Origin of the sequence: Kutzneria sp. NPDC051319, assembly GCF_040682195.1 — a bacterium.
In the GTDB taxonomy this organism is placed as follows: domain Bacteria; phylum Actinomycetota; class Actinomycetes; order Mycobacteriales; family Pseudonocardiaceae; genus Kutzneria.
Map to the genome: position 1 here is coordinate 35,262 of NZ_JBFBAM010000029.1, position 17,373 is coordinate 52,634.

Consider the following 17,373-nt stretch of genomic DNA (forward strand, 5'->3'; position numbering starts at 1 on the left):
CGAGGTCATCTTCCCTGCTGCCCGACTGTACGGCTACCCTCGCGACAAGCCGGTTTCCAACGTTGAAAACCGAGGAGGCCACCGGTGGACCGTCGCACGTTTCTGCTGGCCGGCGCGGCGCTGGCGACAGCTGCCTGCTCGGGGCCGTCGGGCCTGGGCTACTGGAACCTGTTCAGCGGCGGCGACGGCAGCCGCATGATGGACATGGTCGGCGCGATCGACACGCGCCTAGACGCGGTGACGCTGGCCTGGGGCACGCCGTACTACACGAAGCTGGCCATGGCGGCCGCCGGCGGTCGCGCCCCGGACCTGGCGATCCTGCACCTGTCACGGCTGCCGGGCTTCGCGCCGCTGGGCCTGCTCGACCCGTTCGACGACGATCTGCTCGCGGCGCACGGCCTCACACCGGACCGGTTCCCGCCGGCGGTGTGGAATCGCGCCCGCCACGACGGCCGGACCTACGCGGTGCCGCTGGACACGCATCCGTTGGTGCTCTTCTACAACACGGAACTGTGTGCCAGGGCCGGCCTGCTGGAGAACGGCCGGCTGAAGCCGATCCGCGGCCCCGAACAGCTCCTGGCGGCGTTCGACAAGGCCGGGCTCGCGCTGGCGGCGGCGAGGGATGTGAATCCCTGGCGGCTGTTCTGGACGCTGTATCGCCAGCAGAACGGACAGGGCCTGCTCGACGACGCCAAGGCGCTGACCGCCCTGCGATTACTGGCCAAGATCGGCGCCACGACGAGGTTCACCGACAACAACGCGGCGGTGGCGTTGTTCGGCAGCGGTCAGGCCGGCTTCTTCTGGAACGGGGAATGGGAGCTGCCGACATTCCAGACGCAGCACACGCCGTTCGACGTGGCGCCGTTCCCGCAGGTCTACGACCGCCCGGCGGTGCACGCCGACTCGCATTCGTTCGTGCTGCCGCACCAGCGGGGCAGGGACCCACAGCGCACCGCCGAGACGGTCGCGGCCGTGGCGGAGCTCATCGGCCAGAGCCTGACCTGGGCCCGTGGCGGGCACATTCCGGCCTACCAGCCGGTCGCCACCTCGCAGGAGTATCTGAATCTGGTGCCGCAGGCCGACTACCGGTCCGCCGCGGCGCAGGTCGAGCTGGATCCGCCCGAGTGGTTCGCCGGGGCGGCCTCGGATCTGCAGAGCGCGGCCGGCGCGACGATCGGGGCCGTGTTGGGCGGCACGACATCGCCAGATGGTGCGCTGGATGAACTCAAGGCGACCTTGGTACGCCTCCAGAACACGCCGAGGCCGGCATGAAGCGGTCGGGATTCTGGTTCGTGGCGCCGTTCCTGGTGCTCTACGTCGCGTTCCTGGTGGTGCCGATGGTGATCGGGCTCGGCGCGAGCGTCACCGACGAGGGCATCACGGGGCACGCCGGGTTCGTCGGCGCGGCCAACTACGGCGAGCTGTTCCAGGACCCGGCCGTGTGGAGCTCGCTCTGGCACACGCTGATCTTCACGGTGACCAGCACACCGGTGATCGTGCTGGTCGGGCTGGCCATGGCGCTGCTGGCCGACCGCGCCGTGCCGGAGCGCTGGCTGTACCGGCTGGCGTTCTTCGCGCCGTACCTGCTGCCGGTGTCGGTGGTCGTGCTGATCTGGAACTGGCTCTACCAGCCGGGATTCGGCCTGATCAACGACCTGCTGACCCGGCTGGGGCTGGGCGAGGTCGGCTGGCTGTCCACCGACGGCATGGCGATGACCTCGATCGTGATCACGACGGTGTGGTGGACCGCCGGATTCGGTTTCCTGCTCTACCTGGCGGCGCTGCGGGAGATCCCCCGCCAGCTCTACGAGGCCTCGGCGCTGGACGGCGCGACCCCGTTCCAGCAGCTGCGCCGGATCACGCTGCCGCTGCTGTCCCGCACCCACCAACTGGTGATCGTGTTGCAGATCCTGGCCTCGCTCAAGGTGTTCGACCAGGTCTACCTGCTCAGCGGCCAGGGCGGCATCCCGGGCGTGCGCAGCATCGTCCAGTACATCTACGAAAGCGGCTTCACCCGCTTCCGCGTCGGCTACGCCTCGGCCATCTCGTACGTGTTCTTCGCGCTGATCGCCGCGATCGCCCTGGTGCACTTCCGGCTCACCGCGGCAAGGGGGTCCAAGCGATGAGGGTCGTGGCCGCCGTGCTGGCGGTGATCTGGCTGGCGCCGCTGGCGTGGGCGCTGGACACGGCGTTGAAGCCGGAGTCGGAGACCACGCGGATTCCCGTGAGCTGGTTCGTGTCGGGCATGAGCCTGGACGCGTTCGGCCCGGTCTTCGCCGACGGCCAGGTGCTGGCCTGGCTGGGCAACAGCCTGCTGGTCGGCGTCGCGGTCACGGTGCTGACCGTGGCCGTGACCAGTCTCGCCGCCTACGGCCTGTCCCGAACCCGGTTCCGCGGCCGCTCGCTCGTGCTGGCCCTGCTGGTCGCCGGCATCATGGTGCCGCCGCAGGTGCTGATCGTGCCGCTGTTCGCGGAGATCGTCGGCCTCGGCCTCGCCGACACGTACTGGGCCCTGGTCCTTCCGCAAGTGGTGTTGCCCGCGATGGTGTACGTGTTGAAGAGGTTCTTCGACGGCGTGCCCAGGGAACTGGAGGAGGCGGCGGTGATCGACGGAGCGGGGCGGCTGAGGGTGTACTGGAGCCTGATGCTGCCGTTGGCCCGGCCGGCGCTGGCCGCGGTGGCCATCTTCACCTTCGTCACGACGTGGAACAATTTCCTGTGGCCGTTCGTGGCCGTCAGCGACCCGCACCTGATGACGTTCCCGGTGGGGCTGGCGACCGTGCAGAGTTCGTATGGAGTCCGGTACGCCCAGGTGCTGGCCGCCGCACTGCTGGGCGGGCTGCCTCTGGTGGCCCTGTTCCTGGCGTTCCAGCGGCAGCTGGTGACCGCGATCAAAGGATGACGACACGGTGCGACAGGCACGACTGACGCTCGACCCCGGCTTCGCCGTCGGCGAGGTGGACCCACGGCTGTTCGGCTCGTTCGTGGAGCACATGGGCCGCTGCGTGTACACCGGCGTCTACGAGCCGGGGCATCCGGCCGCCGACGAGGACGGCTTCCGCACCGACGTGCTGGACCTGGTGCGGGAGCTGGGCGTGACGGTGGTCCGCTATCCCGGCGGGAACTTCGTCTCCGGCTATCGCTGGGAGGACGGGGTGGGGCCGCGTGGCGAGCGGCCGAGCCGGTTCGACCTGGCGTGGCGGCAGATCGAGACGAACGAGTTCGGGCTGAACGAGTTCATGACGTGGTCACGCAAGACGGGCGTGGCCCCGATGATGGCCGTGAACCTGGGCACCCGCGGCGTTCGGGAGGCTGCGGATCTGGTCGAGTACTGCAATTTTCCCGGCGGTACCGCGCTTTCCGACCTGCGGGCCAAGCACGGGCATCCTGATCCGCACGGGATTTCCCTGTGGTGTCTCGGAAACGAGTTGGACGGGCCGTGGCAGACCGGGCACAAGACCGCGCACGAATACGGCCGGCTCGCCAACGAGACCGCCAAGGCGATGCGTATGGTCGATCCGAGCATCGAGCTGGTGGCGTGCGGGAGTTCGAACAGCGGGATGCCGACGTTCGGGGCGTGGGAGGCGACCGTCCTTGAGCACACGTACGAGAACGTCGACTACATCTCACTGCACGCCTACTACGAGGAGCACGATGGCGACCTCGGCAGCTTCCTGGCCAGCGCGGTGGACATGGACCGGTTCATCGACGCCGTGGTGGCGACCTGTGACCACATCGGCGCGAAGCTGCGCAACCGCAAGCAGATCCGCCTTTCGTTCGACGAGTGGAACGTCTGGTACACGAGTCGTTTCGTCGGCGAGAAGAACCTCGCCGCGGAGCGGGTGCCGCGGCTGATCGAGGACAACTACCACGTGGCCGACGCCGTGGTGGTCGGCTCGCTGCTGATCACCTTGCTGCGCCATGCCGATCGGGTCGGCGTGGCCTGCCAGGCGCAGCTGGCCAACGTCATCGCGCCGATTCTCACCGAGCCCGGCGGCGGCTCGTGCCGGCAGACCATCTTCTTCCCGTTCGCCCATGCCGCGCGCCACGCTCGCGGGCGGGTGCTGCGGGTCGAGCCCGATTCGCCGCGTTACGACACCGCCCGCTTCGGCGACGTGCCGCTGTTGGAGGCCGTGGCCACTCAGGACGGGGATGAGGTCGTGCTGTTCGCCGTGAACCGATCGGTCGAGGATTCGCTGGCGTTGACCGCGAACGTCCGCGCCCTGCCCGGATTGTCGGTGGTGGAGCACGTCGTGCTGTCGTCGGACGACCATTCCCTGACCAACACCGTCGCCGAGCCCGACCGCGTGCTTCCTCGACGGATCGAGGGCGCCTCCGTCGTGGACGGCGAGCTGACGGCCGAGTTGCCGGCACTGTCGTGGAACATGATCCGAATGAGCAGCCCCCGAATCCAGCCCGGCGAACAGCACTGACAGTTCGCGGGCTTGATCGAATTGAGCAGCCCCCGAATCAATCCAAGCATGATGGTCTGACACCTCCCCGGTTCCCGACTTGGTTGATCTTGGAGCCGAAGGGGGTTTCAGGTTGAACTGGTTGGATTGAACCGGGGGCTGCATTTTTCGGCCGCCGAGATCAGGAAGCACGGCCGGACGAGTCTGCCCGCGGCAGCCGTTGTCACCGAGCAGGTCCCGACCGCCCAGACATGCCGGTGCCGGCGAATCAGCGTAGGGGGCGGAAGAACTCGCGGATCTCCGTCACCAGGTCCTCGGGGCGTTCCAGGGCGGCGAAATGGCCGCCGTGCGGAAACTCGGTGAAGCGCTGGAGGTTGTATGCGCGCTCGACCCACGAGCGCGGGGGCGTGAAGTTGTCGTGGGCGAAGGAGGCGAAGCCGGTGGGCACGGAGACGTAGCCGGGGGTGTGCCGGCCGATCATGCCCTCGGTGTGCATGGTCTCGTAGTACAGCCGGGCCGAGCTGGTGATGGTGTTGGTCAGCCAGTACAGAGTGATGTCGGTGAGCAGCTCGTCCTTGCTGAACACGGACTCGACGTCGCCACCGGAGTCGCTCCAGGCCCGGAACTTCTCGACGATCCACGAGGCGAGGCCGGCCGGTGAGTCGGCGAGCGCGGCGCCGAGAGTGGACGGCCGAGTGCCCTGGATCTGGGCGTACGCGCCCTGCTCGGAGAAGAACTTCTCGGCCTGGGCCAGGAAGTCCTGCTCGGCGGGGGTGAGCGGGGCGGAGTTGATCACCGGCGTCGCACCCATGAGGTTCAGGTGGATGCCGACGACGTCGGAGCCGTGGTCACGGCCGAGGCGGCTGGTGACCTGGGCGCCGAAATCGCCGCCCTGCGCGGCGTAACGGGAGTAGCCGAGCACCTCGGTCATGAGCCGGTGGAACAGGGCGGCAATGGCAGTGGGGTTGATGCCGGGGGTGCCGGGATGCGGGGAGAAGCCGAAACCGGGCAGGCTGGGCGCGATGACGTCGAAGGCATCGACCGGGTCACCGCCGTGCGAGGCCGGATCGGTCAACGGGCCGATGATCTTGTGCACCTCGTAGAACGAGCCGGGCCAACCGTGTGAGAACAGCAGCGGCAACGGGCGTGGGCCGACGCCCTTGGCCTGGACGAAGTGGATCGTGGCGTCGTCGATCGAGGCGAGGAACTGCGGCATCTCGTTGAGCCGCCGCTCGGCGGCCGGCCAGTCGAACTTGGTGCGCCAGTAGTCGACCAACTCGGCGAGGTAGCCCGGCGGCGTGCCGTGCGTCCAGTCCTGCCCGGACAGTGCCGGCGCGAATCGGGTACGGGCGAGCCGCTCGTGCAGATCGGCGAGCTGCGCCTCGCTGGTGACGCTCCGGAAGGGACGGACCTGGGCCATCGACCTGCTCCTTGCTCTCGAATGACTCTCCGAAGAGCATGGCGTGGTCGTGTGGCGCGAGCTGGCAGAAATACGACGTCAGATTTCCTCATGCCAGGTACTGACAAGCATAGGCCCGCCAGGGCCGCCACGCGGCGGAATGTTCGGCCAGCGCGGTTATGCCGAGCTTCCTGGCACCGCGTCGGATCACGGGATCGGCGACGCTGAAGGCGTCGGGATCGCCGAGGGCTCGCTTGGCGATCGTCTCCACGGTCACGGCGTCAATTCCCAATTCCGATAGCTGCTCACGTACTCGGATCCAGTCACTGCCCACACCGAGATCGACTTCGCTGGCCGCCAACGCCCGCACGAGAACATCGACGACGGGGAGTCCCAGCTCTGCCAACGTTTCTGCGTCGGGAAACACATGCGTAAGGCCGCCGGTCGGATCCGTCACGGGGGCGCCATAGGCGACCAAGGCCTCGGCACCCGCCCCGGCCATGGCCCGCACGGCGAACTCGTCCGCGCACACGGTCCGTGACACTCGGCGTCCAGGGTTCTTGTCCACCAACGATGTCAGCACGGGATCGGCCCGCAGCACCTCGTCAACCGCGACCGGATCGGCATCCAGGTCGAGCAGCCACCGGCAGCGGGTGATCGCCGTGGACAGGTCGCGGAGATCGGTCAGGGTGAGCCGGCATTCGACGTGCTCCGACATAGGCCGCACTGCCACGATACCGTGGCCGTGCGGCAGTCCGAGCGTCCGCCGATACGCGCCACCCCGCCATTCCTCCACGCCAGGCAACATCTCGGCCTTGAGTCGTGCGAGCAGGTTGTCGGCATCGAGCGGCTGGCGGAACGGCAGTCGCAGGGTCAGCGTCGAGGGCGCCGCCGACTGCTGATGGTTGCGGGCCCGTAGTCGCAGTTCGCTCGGCGTCACGGCGAAGATCTCGCGGACCGTGTCGTTGAACGTGCGCACGCTGGCGAACCCCGCCGCGAATGCGACATCCCCCAGCGGCACCGGCGTCGTCTCAATCAGCAGGCGCGCCGTCTGCGCCCTTTGTGCCCGGGCGATCGCCAGCGGCCCCGCGCCCAGCTCCGCCAGCAGCTGCCGTTGGATCTGCCGCACGCTGTAACCCAGCCTCGCCGCCAGGCCCGGCACCCCGTCCCGGTCGACCACCCCGTCCGCGATCAACCGGATCGCCCTCGCCACCAGGTCCGCCCGCTCGTTCCACTGCGGCGACCCCGGACTCGCGTCCGGCCGGCACCTCCGGCACGCCCGAAACCCCTCCTGCTGCGCCGCCGCCGCGCTCGGAAAGAACCGCATGTTCGCCGCCTTCGGCGGTGTGACCGGACAACTCGGCCGGCAGTAGATGCCCGTCGTGATCACCGCCGCGTAGAACCACCCGTCGAACCGCGCGTCCTTGGCCCGCACCGCCCGCAGGCAGCTCTCCACGTCCTCGTGCACACCTACAGCATCGCCGCAGGTGACGCGCCCCGCCAGCGGAAATACGACGGCCGGACTGTGGGAGGGGCGATAGGGCATCCCGGATCGGACGAGGTGACGGATTGCGGCCGCAAAGGCGAGGGTACCGAGCCTAAATGAGGCGATGACGCGGAACAGAGGGTGCATGGAGCGATAACCCGGGATCCGGGGGCGCGGAGTGAAAGGTGAGATAGCCCGGGAGTGCCGCGCGGCCCCTGGCACACAAGATGCGGGTTCGAGTGGCGGCGGATGGGCCCAGGAGATTGGGGCCGGGAGCCGGGGGTGTGGATGGAGGTTGCGGAGTGGGCGGCGGCAGGGGCAGCGGGACATGACGGAGTGGAGAGGGTGCGGCAGAGGCGGCGGTGCAAATGTTCGGGTTGTCGGACTGCCGGGCTACAAGGCTGTCGGGGTGCCAGGCGTGTCGGGGTGCCAGGCGTGCCAGGCGTGCCAGGCGTGTCGGGGTGTCGGGGTGTCGGGGTGTCGGGGTGTCGGGGTGTCGGGGACGAGCATGCTCGAAATGAGCAGCCCCCGAATCAATCCAAGCACGGTGGTCTGACAGTTCCTCGGGTCCGGATCGGGTTGATCTTCGAAGTGGAGGGGTTGTCAGGTTCGTGTGCTTGGATTGATTCGGGGGCTTCGTTGTTCGGCGATCTTGGTTGAGCGATCGGGCTGCCTCGCGGCGATGTGGCCGCGGGCGGCGATCCGGGGGTTACTTGAAGGCGTCGGCGTAGGCCAAGGGGCTTTGGCTCACGCCGCTGCAGGAGGGGGAGGCCTGGGGAGCAAACGCAGAGCATGAGCGGTCGCGGTTGATGGACCAGAAGGCCAAGCGGCCGACGCCGTTGGAGGAGGCCCAGGATTTCACGGCCTGGGCGTCGGCCAACGAGAAGGTGGAGTTGTCGTCGTTGGTGCCGACCATGGGGGTGATGCCGAGGTTGGCGTAGCTGTAGCCGGAGTCGACGGACTGGAGCTGGGACAGGGTGTGCTGGGCGGCCTGGATGGCGGCGGAGCCCATGTCCTGGGAACCGGCGTAGTAGTCCATGGCCATGATGTTGACGTTGTCGACCTTGACGCCGGCGGAATGGGCGGCCTTGATGAGGTTGACGCCGTCGGCGGTGAGGCCGGTGGGCAGGACGGGCAGGGTGAGGGAGAAGGTGAGGCCGGGGTTGCGGGCCTTGAGGGACTTGACGGCGGCCATGTGTCGGGCGGCGGCAGCGGAGTCGGCGATGGCGGCGCCCTCGATGTCGAAGTCGAGGGAGGTCACGCCGTAGGAGCTGATGATCTTCTGGTAGCCATCCTCGATCCTTCCCTGGTCGGTGCAGGTCCACGCGAGCGGCACGCCGGCGGCGCCGCCGGAGGCGATGATCACGGACGAGCCCTCGGACTTGGCCTTGCTGATGGCGGCGTCGGTGGCGGGGTCGTTGCCCACGGGCAGGGTGTCGCCCCAGATCTGGTCACAGCCGGACCCGATGACGAAGGCTGCGGTGAAGGACCGAACACCATGCTGGGTGATGGCGGTGTCCAACTGGGAATCACTGGCCGTCATGTCGACGTAAGGGGCGAACTCGGCGGCGGTGACGGCATGGGCGGGGGCGGCGGTCAAAGCCAACACCGAAAGCGCTGCGACCAAAGGAAAGAGCATCTTCACGACGCACCACCGCCGATCTTGTTGAAGATCTTCGAGTAGGCGTAGCCGGTGGCCTTGTCGTAGCTGGCGACCTCCCAGAAGGCCAACAGCTGCACGCCGTTGGACGAAGCGAACTCCTCCAGCTGACCGGCGTCGTCCTGGCTGAAGGTCTCGTTGTCGTCGTTCTTGCCGGCGATGGGCGTGACACCGAGCCGCCCGTACGCCTCGGAGCCGGAAATGCCGTACAGCCCGGCGAGCTGGCCGCTGGCGGCCTTGGACGCGGAAAGGGCGTCGTTCAAGGCGTTCTCGCCGTCGCCGAAGTCCATGGCCATGATGTCGACGGCGCTGACGTCGACGCCCTTGGCCTTGGCGTCCTGCAACACGCCCATCTCCTGGCCGGGCAGGCCGTCGGGCGCGACGGCGAGGGTGTAGTCGACCTGGACGCCGGGATTCTGCTGCTGCAGGGCGGCCAGGGCCTGGTTGCGACGCTCGTTGGCGGCGGAGTCGCCGAGCACGTCGCCCTCGATGTCGAAGTCGAGGCGGTTGACACCGTAGGTCTTGACGACGTTGGCGTAGGCGGCGGTCAGGTCGGACACGGAGGTGCAGGTCTGGGCCAGCTCACCGCCCTGGGCGCCACCGAAGGAGATGATCACGTCGCCGCCCTTGTCCTGCAACGCCTTGATCTCCGAGGCGTAGGCGCCGACGGGCGTGCCGCCGGCCTCCCACTGCGGGGTGCAGCCGTTCTGCGGGATGAGGAACGCCAGCGTGTAGTGGCTGACGCCGCTGGCCTGCATGTCCTCGGCCAGCAGACCGGCGCTGGAGTCGCTGAGTTCCAGGTACGGCGCGGCGAAATGGGCGGGTAGGGCGTGGGGCGAGGCGTGGGCGGCCGGCACGGCGAGGCCGACCAGGCCCAACGCCAGCGCGCCGGCGAGCAGGGAACGCTTGCGGGGCATGGATGTTCTCCAGGAGGCAGGGATCAACAGGAGCCGAACGACAGGTCAGCCGGTCGTCACGTGCACGTAGTCGACGACGAGCTGCTGCGGGAAGGACGTGCTGCCGTCCGGGTCGCCGGGCCAGTAGCCGCCGACGGCGAGGTTGAAAATGATGTAGAAGGGGTGGTCGAACACCCACTGGTTGCCGTTGACGTCGGCCGGCGTGCGGGTCTCGTACACGGTGCCGTCGACCGACCACTTGATCTGGTTGGGCGACCAGTCGATGGCGTACGTGTGGAAGTCGTCGGCGAACACGGGGCCGTTGTAGGCGGCGCCGACGCCGGCGGAGCCGGAGTAGCCGGGGCCGTGGATGGTGCCGTGCACGGTGTTGGGCTCGTTGCCGACGTTCTCCATGATGTCGATCTCGCCGCACTGCGGCCAGCCGGCGCTGCCGATGTTGTCGCCGAGCATCCAGAACGCGGGCCACATGCCCTGGCCGCGCGGGATTTTCATGCGGGCCTCGACGTGGCCGTAGGCCTGGGTGAACTGGCCGGCCGTGGACAGCCGGGCCGAGGTGTACTCACACGACCCGTACCAGCACTGGTAGTTGCCGGGATTTTCCTTTTTGGCGGTGATGACGAGGTTTCCGTTGCCGTCAAGGGCCGCGTTGTCGGTGCCGGACGTGTACCACTCGCGCTCGTGGTTGTTGACGTTGTCGCCGGTCTCGAAGTGCCACTTGCCGGTGTCCACCCCGGAGCCGGCCGGCCCATCGAAGTCGTCCGTGAAGGACGGTCCGGCCTGGGATGACGCTGCCGCGGCAGCGTTTCCCGACATCGCGAGCGCGATGGCGAACAGCGCGGCCAGCACGGGCAGTGGTCGTGAGCGCCGCAGGGAAGGCGTCACAGTCGATCACCTCTCAGATCGCTTTTACGATGCTCCCTCATGATCGGTCCCGTGGCGGCGGTATCAGCGAGTATCCGAGGTCTAGACCACGGAGGCAAGGGTCTTCGTGCAAGTCGCGCGAGAACTGCTCACCAGTAGTAGGGTGCGCGCCGCGCGCTCAGTCGAGCAGTGTTGCGATGAGACGGTCACCGGCCTCGACCAGCCAGGACGGTCCGTGCCGCCGATCCCACAGCACCGATCGGACAGCGCGGACCAGCGCCCAGCGCCGCGCCCGCTCCCGATCGATGCCGGCGGCCTCACAGAAGATGTCCAACGCGCGCAGGTGGCCGGATGTGAGCAGTAGGCGGGGACTGTGGATCACCGTGAAGGCGTCGTAGGCGGGATCGCCGACCAGGCCCTTGGGATCGATGGCCAGCCACGGTTCACGCTCGGCGGTCAGCATGTTGGTGTCGTGCAGATCCCCGTGCACAACGGTTTCGGGGTGGTCGAGCTCGCGCAGGGCGGCGACGGCGGCGTCCACGACGCGTGGCGGCAGCGTCCCGGCCGCGAGTATCTCCGCCTCCCAGCACGCGACCTCGTCCCGGATCCGCGGCAGCCCGGGCGGCGCGGGGACGGCCAATCGCCGGGACAATTCGCCCAGAATGCCGACGGCCCGGTCGTCGTCGGCCACCTCGGCCAGGGTGCCGGGCCCGGCCCGCTCCAGCAGCATCGCGAACCGCGCGTCGTCACGCTCGTGCAGGCGGACGGCGCCACGGCCCTGCCAGGCGGCGAACGCGGCGGGCTGGTCGACGTTGCCGGGATGCGGAAAGGACACCTTGATCACGGCGGCCAGGTCGCCGCGGCGCACCGGCAGCACGATCCCGACGGCGCCGTGCTTGATCGATCCGGCCGGCACGCATGACCAGCGTTGCAGCAGCTCGTCGACGATGGCCGGCAGCGAAAGCAGCCACGACCGGCCGGCGTCGCCCTCACGCAGCGCCGTGGCCTGGGCGAAGGCGTCCGGCACATCGATCATGGCCTCGACTGTAGATCGACGGGTAGCGTCGCGTCATGGCCAAGCTGACCGCCGCCGTCGTGCAGTCCGCCGCACCGCTGTTCGACACGCCGGCGGCGTTATCCCGCGCCGAGGGGCTCATCCGGGAGGCCCGCGCCGACGTCGTGGTGCTGCCGGAGGCGTTCCTCGGCGGCTACCCGAAGGGCCTCGACTTCGACATCACGGTCGGCCGCCGCACCGACGCCGGCCGCGAGCTGTTCCGCCGCTACCACGCGGCGGCGATCGAGATCCCCGGTCCCGAGGTCGACGCCCTGGCCGCTCTCACCCGTGACCTGCGCTGCCACGCCGTGGTCGGGGCGGTCGAGCGCCGGGGCGCGACGCTGTACTGCGTGGCCCTGTTCTTCGGGCCGACCGGCTACCTCGGCCTGCACCGCAAGCTGATGCCGACGGCCGCCGAGCGCTACCTGTGGGGCCAGGGCGACGGCTCCACCCTTCCGGTGATCGACACCGGCGCCGCGCGACTGGGGTCGGCGATCTGCTGGGAGAACTACATGCCGTTGTTCCGCACCACCATGTACGCCAAGGGCGTCGACCTGTGGTGCGCGCCCACCGTGGACGATCGCGACCAGTGGCAGGCCAGCATGCGGCACATCGCCCTGGAGGGGCGGTGCTTCGTGCTGAGCGCCAACCAGTTCCTGCGCCGCGACGGGGTGCCGGCCGAGCTGCACACCGAGGCCATGGGGCCGGTGCTGATCAACGGCGGCTCCGTGATCGTGTCCCCGCTGGGCGAGGTGCTGGCCGGGCCGCTGCGGGACTGCGAGGGCATCCTCACCGCCGAGCTCGACCTCGACGACCTGCCCCGCGCCCGCTTCGACTTCGACGCCGTCGGCCACTACGCCCGCCCGGACGTCTTCAGCCTCCACGTCGACCAGTCGGAGCGGCAGGCGGTGACGGGCCTGGACATGCAGGGAAGGACGCCTTACCCGCGTTGAACGAGGGTAAGGCGTCCTTCCCTGCATAACGGCGGCCTCAGGCCTTACGACTGGGGCGGTTCCCAGTTGGGGCGCAGGGGCATGTGCGAGGCGGTGCCGTCCAGCTTCACGCCGAGGATCTGGTGCAGCTGGATGTTGTTGGCGTCGAAGCCCCACTGGCAGGCGGCCAGGTAGAGGCGCCAGATGCGGGCCTTGGGCAGCCCGACCTCCTCGACGGCCTCGTCCCAGTGCTCGCTGAGGTTGTCGCACCAGCCGCCGAGGGTCTTGGCGTAGTGCTCGCGGATGTTCTCGGAGTGCCGCACCTCGAAGCCGGCGTCGTTCATCCGCGACATCAGGTAGCCGGGGCCTTCGAGCTCGCCGTCGGGGAAGATGTAGCGGGTGATGAAACCGCCGGCCTTGAACGGGAAGTCGTCGCTGGGCCGGGTGATGCAGTGGTTGAGCAGCCGGCCGCCCGGGCGGAGCTTCTCGTACAGGCTGGTGAAGTACGAGGGCAGGTTGGCCGCGCCGATGTGCTCGGTGAGGCCGATGGAGCTGATCGCGTCGAAGCCGCTCTCGGGCACGTCGCGGTAGTCCATGAACCGGACCTCGGCCAGGTCCTGCAGGCCCCGCTCGACGATGGCCTTCTGCGCCCACTCGGCCTGCGACCGGGACAGGGTGACGCCCAGGGCCTTGACGCCGTAGTGCTCGGCGGCGTGCATGACCATGCCGCCCCAGCCGCAGCCGACGTCGAGCAGCCGCATGCCCTCGGTCAGGCCGAGCTTGCGGGCGACCAGGTCGTGCTTGGTGAACTGGGCGGTCTCCAGCGAGGCGTCGGCGGTCGGGTAGACGGCGCAGGTGTAGGCCATGGAGGGCCCGAGCACCCACTCGTAGAACCGGTTGGACACGTCGTAGTGGTGGGAGATGGCCTGCGCGTCGCGGCTCTTGGAGTGCCGCCAGCCCTTGGGCCGCGCCTCGTGCGGCGGCGGGCTGACCGGCCACCAGAACCGGTGCTTGGCCAGCAGCGCGACCAGTTCCACGGTGGTCTTGGCGTCCAGCTTGCCCAGCTCGATGTCGCCGAGCATGTGGAACGTCTTGTACAGGTCGCCGACCACCTCGAGGTGCCCGGTGACGTACGCCCTCGCCAGCCCCAGCTCGCCCGGCGCGGACGCCAGGTAGGACAGCGCGAACGGGGACCTGATCTCGATGCGGACCTCGGCGTCGGCCGGGCCCGACCGGCTGCCGTCGTAGCCGACGAACTCGATCTTGTCCGCCTTGAGCGTCCGGCTGAACAGCTCCGCTAGCCGCATCAGCGACCCCTCTCTTCCACGCCCCCGGGTGCTAGCGCCCTCGGACACACTTGTCGTACAGGTCGGGCAGGCGGCTGGCGGGATCGTAGTCCCGCTTGAGCTGCCGATACGCGTCCCCGTTGTAGAACCGCCAGAACTCCTCCGGCGGGTAGTACGAGTCGGAGTAGAGCGACTTGTGGCCGCCGAGCTCGGCGACCACCCGCTCGATGCGCCGGTTGTAGACGCCCTCCTCCTCGCCGAACCCGAGCCGCACGCCCGACCAGAACCCCACGTTGACGTACAACGTCTTCGGGTCGAGCGGGTACAGCGGCCAGGGACGGCCGTCGGTGACCTGGAGCGGGCACAGCCACACCGGGCTGATGCCGATCTCCTTGTCGAAGAACTCCAGGAACTCGGGCAGCCGGTCGACCGGCACCTCGATGTCCTGGATCACCGGCTCGCTGGGATAGCCGTGCAGCAGCGTCTCCACGCGGCGGCTCAGGCCGTACTGCCGGTCCATGGCGACGATCCGGCGGTAGACGTCGGAGCGCAGGTACTTGCGCGGCACCAGCCGGCGGATCCACGGGTCCTGCACGCCCAGCGCCTTGGAGCACCAGAACCAGTCGGTGTCCCAGCGCCACAGGTAGTCCCGCACGGTCAGGTAGTCGACCTGCTTGAACGGGATGGACTTGTAGTAGATCTGCTGGCCGGTGTAGTCGCTCGTGTGCGGGGCGGAGTCGACGAAGTCGCCCAGCGTCAGGAACATGGCGCCGCGGCTGAACACCGTGCCGTCGATGAACTCGACGGCCTCGCCGTCGTACGAGCGATCGGCGCAGATGCGGGCGATCGCAGCGGCGCAGTCGTGGGCGTTGTCGAAGCGCACGTGACGCAGCCGCACGTACGGCTTGACCGGCTGGAGGTCGATCTCCAGGCGCAGCGAGTAGCCGAGCGTGCCGTAGGAGTTGGGGAAGCCGGAGAACAGCTCCGCGTGCTCGTTGTCGGCACGGGCGACGACGACCCGGCCGTCGCCGGTGAGGATCTCCATTTCGCGTACGGACTCGTGCGGCAGGCCGTTGCGGAAGGAGGAGGACTCGATGCCGAGGCCGGAGACGGCCCCACCGAGCGTGATCGTCTTCAGCTGCGGCACGACGTGCGGCATCAGCCCGTGGCGGAGCGTGGCGTCGGCCAGGTTCTCGTACGTCGTCATGCCGCCGACCTGGGCGGTGCGCGTGGCCGGGTCGACGCTGAGCACCCGGTTGAACGGGCTCACGTCCAGGCCGGGGTGCGCGTTGGCGTCGCGGAACCGGAACAGGTTCGAGGTCGGCTTGCGCAGCCGCACCGGCGTTCCGGGCGGCAGCGCGTCGTACTGCGCCCGCAGCGCCGCCACGTCCGCGTCGTGTCGGTCGGAAATCGCCGTCCCACCTGCTTGGTTGCCCACGGCAACCGACTCTATTGGCCCAGGTGCCCCGCGTCACGTCGGAATAACCCGATCCATTGTCATCCTCGACACACGCTGCCCCCACGGACGGCCACCGGGCGGGAAATGAGCTGCGATACTGGGCGGCATGCTTGCGCTCAGTGAGATCGCACCCGCATTCGTGGAGATGGCTCACCGGATCGTGTGGTGCACGGTGTCGACCGTGGACGTCGCCAACCGGCCCCGCTCCCGCGTGCTGCACCCGTTCTGGGAGTGGGACGGCGCCCGCCTGACCGGCTGGATCGCCACCATGCAGGCGGGACCGAAGAAGGCTCAACTCGAGCACAGCGCGTTCACGGCGTGCAACTACTGGGCGCAGAACCACGACACCTGTCTGGCGGAATGCCGGGCCACCTGGGAGCAGGACCCGGCGGTCAAGGAGCGGGTCTGGCACCTGTTCGCCGACGCCCCCGAGCCGCTGGGCTACGACCCCGGCGGCATCGGCGTGCCGGGCTGGGACGGGCCCTCCTCACCTGCGTTCTCCGTGCTCCGGCTGGATCCGTGGCGGGTCCGCGTGCTGACCGGCGAGCAGCTGGCCACCGGCAAGAAGGCGGCGGCGTGGCGCGCGTGAGCCGGGTCCTGCTGTTCGGGCTAGCGACCCTTGCCCTGGCCGGCTGCTCGTCGGCCCAGGCCGCCGACCTGAACCTGAAGCCCTATGTGGACAAGCCGTGCTCGATGTTCGGCGCGGACCAGCTGTCGAGCCTGGGCGTCGGCCGGACGTTCCCCCGTCCCACGCCGCCGAACGTGGGCGTCTGCCAGCTGTATCCGAAGGATTCGAACGGCTCGAACATCCTGTTCCATGTGGAGCTGAACGCGCCGGCGCCGAAGGGCGGCGACCAGAAGACGGTCGACGGCTATCCGGGCTACGAGGTCGGCGGCCAGGGCAGCTGCACCGTTTGGGTGGTTGTCGGGGACAAGCAGCGCATCATGGCCAACACGAAGGGGGACGGCGCCTGCGCTTCGGCGGAGACCGTCGCCACGTCGGCGATCGACGCGATCAAGCGGCAGAACTCCTGACCACCGGAGTGTTGCACCGTTCGGGTGGTCTCCTCGCAACGATCAGCGGATAGCGCCCGCTGATCAAGGCCGTTCGGCGGAAATGGTTGCGCTGTGGGCGATCGACTCGATCAAACGGCAGAACCCGTGACCGCGTGTGGGGGATGATGGGACTGCTGTGGAGCCTCGACCGGAAGACCTCAACGCCTGGGTGAACGCGGGGTTCGCCCGGGGGGAAGCCGCTGTCTGGCGCCGCTGGGGGTTCACGGTGTCCACCGCGCGGGCCTGGATCTCGGCCGGCGTGACGACGGGGCTGACGGCGGCGCAGTGGGCGATCGCGGGCGTCACGCCGAGCACGGTGGCGGGCTGGCGGGACGCGGGCATCAGCCCGGCGGACGCGGTGCGCTGGCACGAGTTCGGCGTCGGCCTGCGCGCGGCGGCGGAGTTCCGGGCGCGCGGGGTCACGCCGGAGCAGGCGTGGTCGCAGCGCACGCACGGCACCGACGACCCGGCGGACATCGAGGTGGTGCACCGCTGGCGCGAGGCGGGCGTGGCGGGGCCGGTGCTCAGCTCGTACCTGCTGCGGCAGTGGCTGGACGACGCGGCCCTGGAGTGGGCCCGGCAGGGCGTGGACGCGGCGGACGCGATGGGCTGGCGCGAGCTGGGCCTGACCGCGGCCGAGGGCGGCGAGCTGGCCCGGTCGGGCCGCCGCCCGGTGGCGGAGCTGCGCGAGTGGTGGCGGGTCGGCATCCCGTTCGAGGAGGTCGCCGACTGGCTGGGCGCGGGGCTGGGGCCGGACGAGGCGGCCGGCCACCGGGCCAATGGGGTGACCGTCGAACAGGCCTCCCGCCTGCGGGACCAGCGCCGCCGACGGCGCGAACGGGAAGCATGAC

Annotated in this window: 16 protein-coding genes; 8 read left to right on the forward strand and 8 right to left on the reverse strand. The window is 69.2% G+C overall.

What is annotated here, in order from left to right; translation table 11 throughout:
* The first annotated feature begins 84 nt into the window (after positions 1-84).
* From AB0M73_RS26575 to AB0M73_RS26590, 4 genes are read left to right on the forward strand one after another with little or no spacing between them, the layout of a single operon-like run.
* Complete coding sequence (locus AB0M73_RS26575; RefSeq protein WP_363895500.1) at positions 85-1,272, forward strand: extracellular solute-binding protein; 1,188 nt, start codon at positions 85-87, stop codon at positions 1,270-1,272.
* Positions 1,269-2,126, forward strand: coding sequence for a sugar ABC transporter permease (locus tag AB0M73_RS26580; protein WP_363895503.1), 858 nt, complete (start codon positions 1,269-1,271; stop codon positions 2,124-2,126). Before AB0M73_RS26575 ends, AB0M73_RS26580 begins: the two co-directional genes overlap by 4 nt.
* Positions 2,123-2,902 carry a carbohydrate ABC transporter permease gene (locus AB0M73_RS26585; RefSeq protein ID WP_363895506.1) on the forward strand — a complete coding sequence of 260 codons (780 nt, stop codon included), beginning with the start codon at positions 2,123-2,125 and terminating at the stop codon, positions 2,900-2,902. The genes AB0M73_RS26580 and AB0M73_RS26585 overlap by 4 nt, the downstream gene beginning before the upstream one ends.
* Before the next feature lie 7 nt (positions 2,903-2,909).
* A complete protein-coding gene (locus AB0M73_RS26590) occupies positions 2,910-4,433 on the forward strand; it encodes an alpha-N-arabinofuranosidase (protein ID WP_363895509.1) in 1,524 nt (507 codons plus the stop codon).
* 247 nt (positions 4,434-4,680) lie between these two features.
* Here the strand turns inward: AB0M73_RS26590 and AB0M73_RS26595 are convergent, their stop codons facing one another.
* From AB0M73_RS26595 to AB0M73_RS26620, 6 genes are all read right to left on the reverse strand, one after another.
* Positions 4,681-5,832 (reverse strand): epoxide hydrolase family protein, encoded by a 1,152-nt coding sequence (locus AB0M73_RS26595; RefSeq protein ID WP_363895512.1) that lies wholly within the window; start codon positions 5,830-5,832, stop codon positions 4,681-4,683.
* Positions 5,833-5,920: 88 nt separating this feature from the next.
* Positions 5,921-7,279: an AlkA N-terminal domain-containing protein gene (locus AB0M73_RS26600; protein WP_363895653.1), complete on the reverse strand. Its 1,359-nt coding sequence runs from the start codon at positions 7,277-7,279 to the stop codon at positions 5,921-5,923.
* 727 nt (positions 7,280-8,006) lie between these two features.
* Positions 8,007-8,936, reverse strand: coding sequence for a chitinase (locus AB0M73_RS26605; RefSeq protein WP_363895656.1), 930 nt, complete (start codon positions 8,934-8,936; stop codon positions 8,007-8,009).
* 2 nt (positions 8,937-8,938) lie between these two features.
* Positions 8,939-9,874 (reverse strand): chitinase, encoded by a 936-nt coding sequence (locus tag AB0M73_RS26610; protein ID WP_363895515.1) that lies wholly within the window; start codon positions 9,872-9,874, stop codon positions 8,939-8,941.
* 45 nt (positions 9,875-9,919) lie between these two features.
* Positions 9,920-10,756 carry a glycoside hydrolase family 16 protein gene (locus tag AB0M73_RS26615; protein WP_363895518.1) on the reverse strand — a complete coding sequence of 279 codons (837 nt, stop codon included), beginning with the start codon at positions 10,754-10,756 and terminating at the stop codon, positions 9,920-9,922.
* 157 nt (positions 10,757-10,913) lie between these two features.
* Positions 10,914-11,771, reverse strand: a complete 858-nt coding sequence (locus tag AB0M73_RS26620) for an aminoglycoside phosphotransferase family protein (RefSeq protein ID WP_363895521.1) — start codon at positions 11,769-11,771, stop codon at positions 10,914-10,916.
* 35 nt (positions 11,772-11,806) lie between these two features.
* Here AB0M73_RS26620 and AB0M73_RS26625 point away from each other — a divergent pair, with 35 nt between their 5' ends.
* A complete protein-coding gene (locus AB0M73_RS26625; RefSeq protein WP_363895524.1) occupies positions 11,807-12,742 on the forward strand; it encodes a nitrilase-related carbon-nitrogen hydrolase in 936 nt (311 codons plus the stop codon).
* A gap of 44 nt (positions 12,743-12,786) precedes the next feature.
* On the opposite strand, the gene AB0M73_RS26630 is transcribed toward AB0M73_RS26625, so the two are convergent.
* Positions 12,787-14,028, reverse strand: coding sequence for a cyclopropane-fatty-acyl-phospholipid synthase family protein (locus tag AB0M73_RS26630; protein ID WP_363895527.1), 1,242 nt, complete (start codon positions 14,026-14,028; stop codon positions 12,787-12,789).
* A 31-nt stretch (positions 14,029-14,059) separates the two neighbouring features.
* A complete protein-coding gene (locus AB0M73_RS26635) occupies positions 14,060-15,445 on the reverse strand; it encodes an FAD-binding oxidoreductase (protein ID WP_363895530.1) in 1,386 nt (461 codons plus the stop codon).
* A 127-nt stretch (positions 15,446-15,572) separates the two neighbouring features.
* Between AB0M73_RS26635 and AB0M73_RS26640 the strand changes: the two genes are divergently transcribed.
* From AB0M73_RS26640 to AB0M73_RS26650, 3 genes are all read left to right on the forward strand, one after another.
* The gene (locus AB0M73_RS26640; protein ID WP_043723284.1) at positions 15,573-16,055 is read left to right on the forward strand and encodes a hypothetical protein; all 483 of its coding nucleotides are present in this window, start codon (positions 15,573-15,575) and stop codon (positions 16,053-16,055) included.
* Positions 16,043-16,501: a DUF3558 family protein gene (locus AB0M73_RS26645; protein WP_363895534.1), complete on the forward strand. Its 459-nt coding sequence runs from the start codon at positions 16,043-16,045 to the stop codon at positions 16,499-16,501. Before AB0M73_RS26640 ends, AB0M73_RS26645 begins: the two co-directional genes overlap by 13 nt.
* Before the next feature lie 247 nt (positions 16,502-16,748).
* Positions 16,749-17,372, forward strand: a complete 624-nt coding sequence (locus tag AB0M73_RS26650; protein ID WP_363895537.1) for a hypothetical protein — start codon at positions 16,749-16,751, stop codon at positions 17,370-17,372.
* Position 17,373 lies beyond the last annotated feature (1 nt).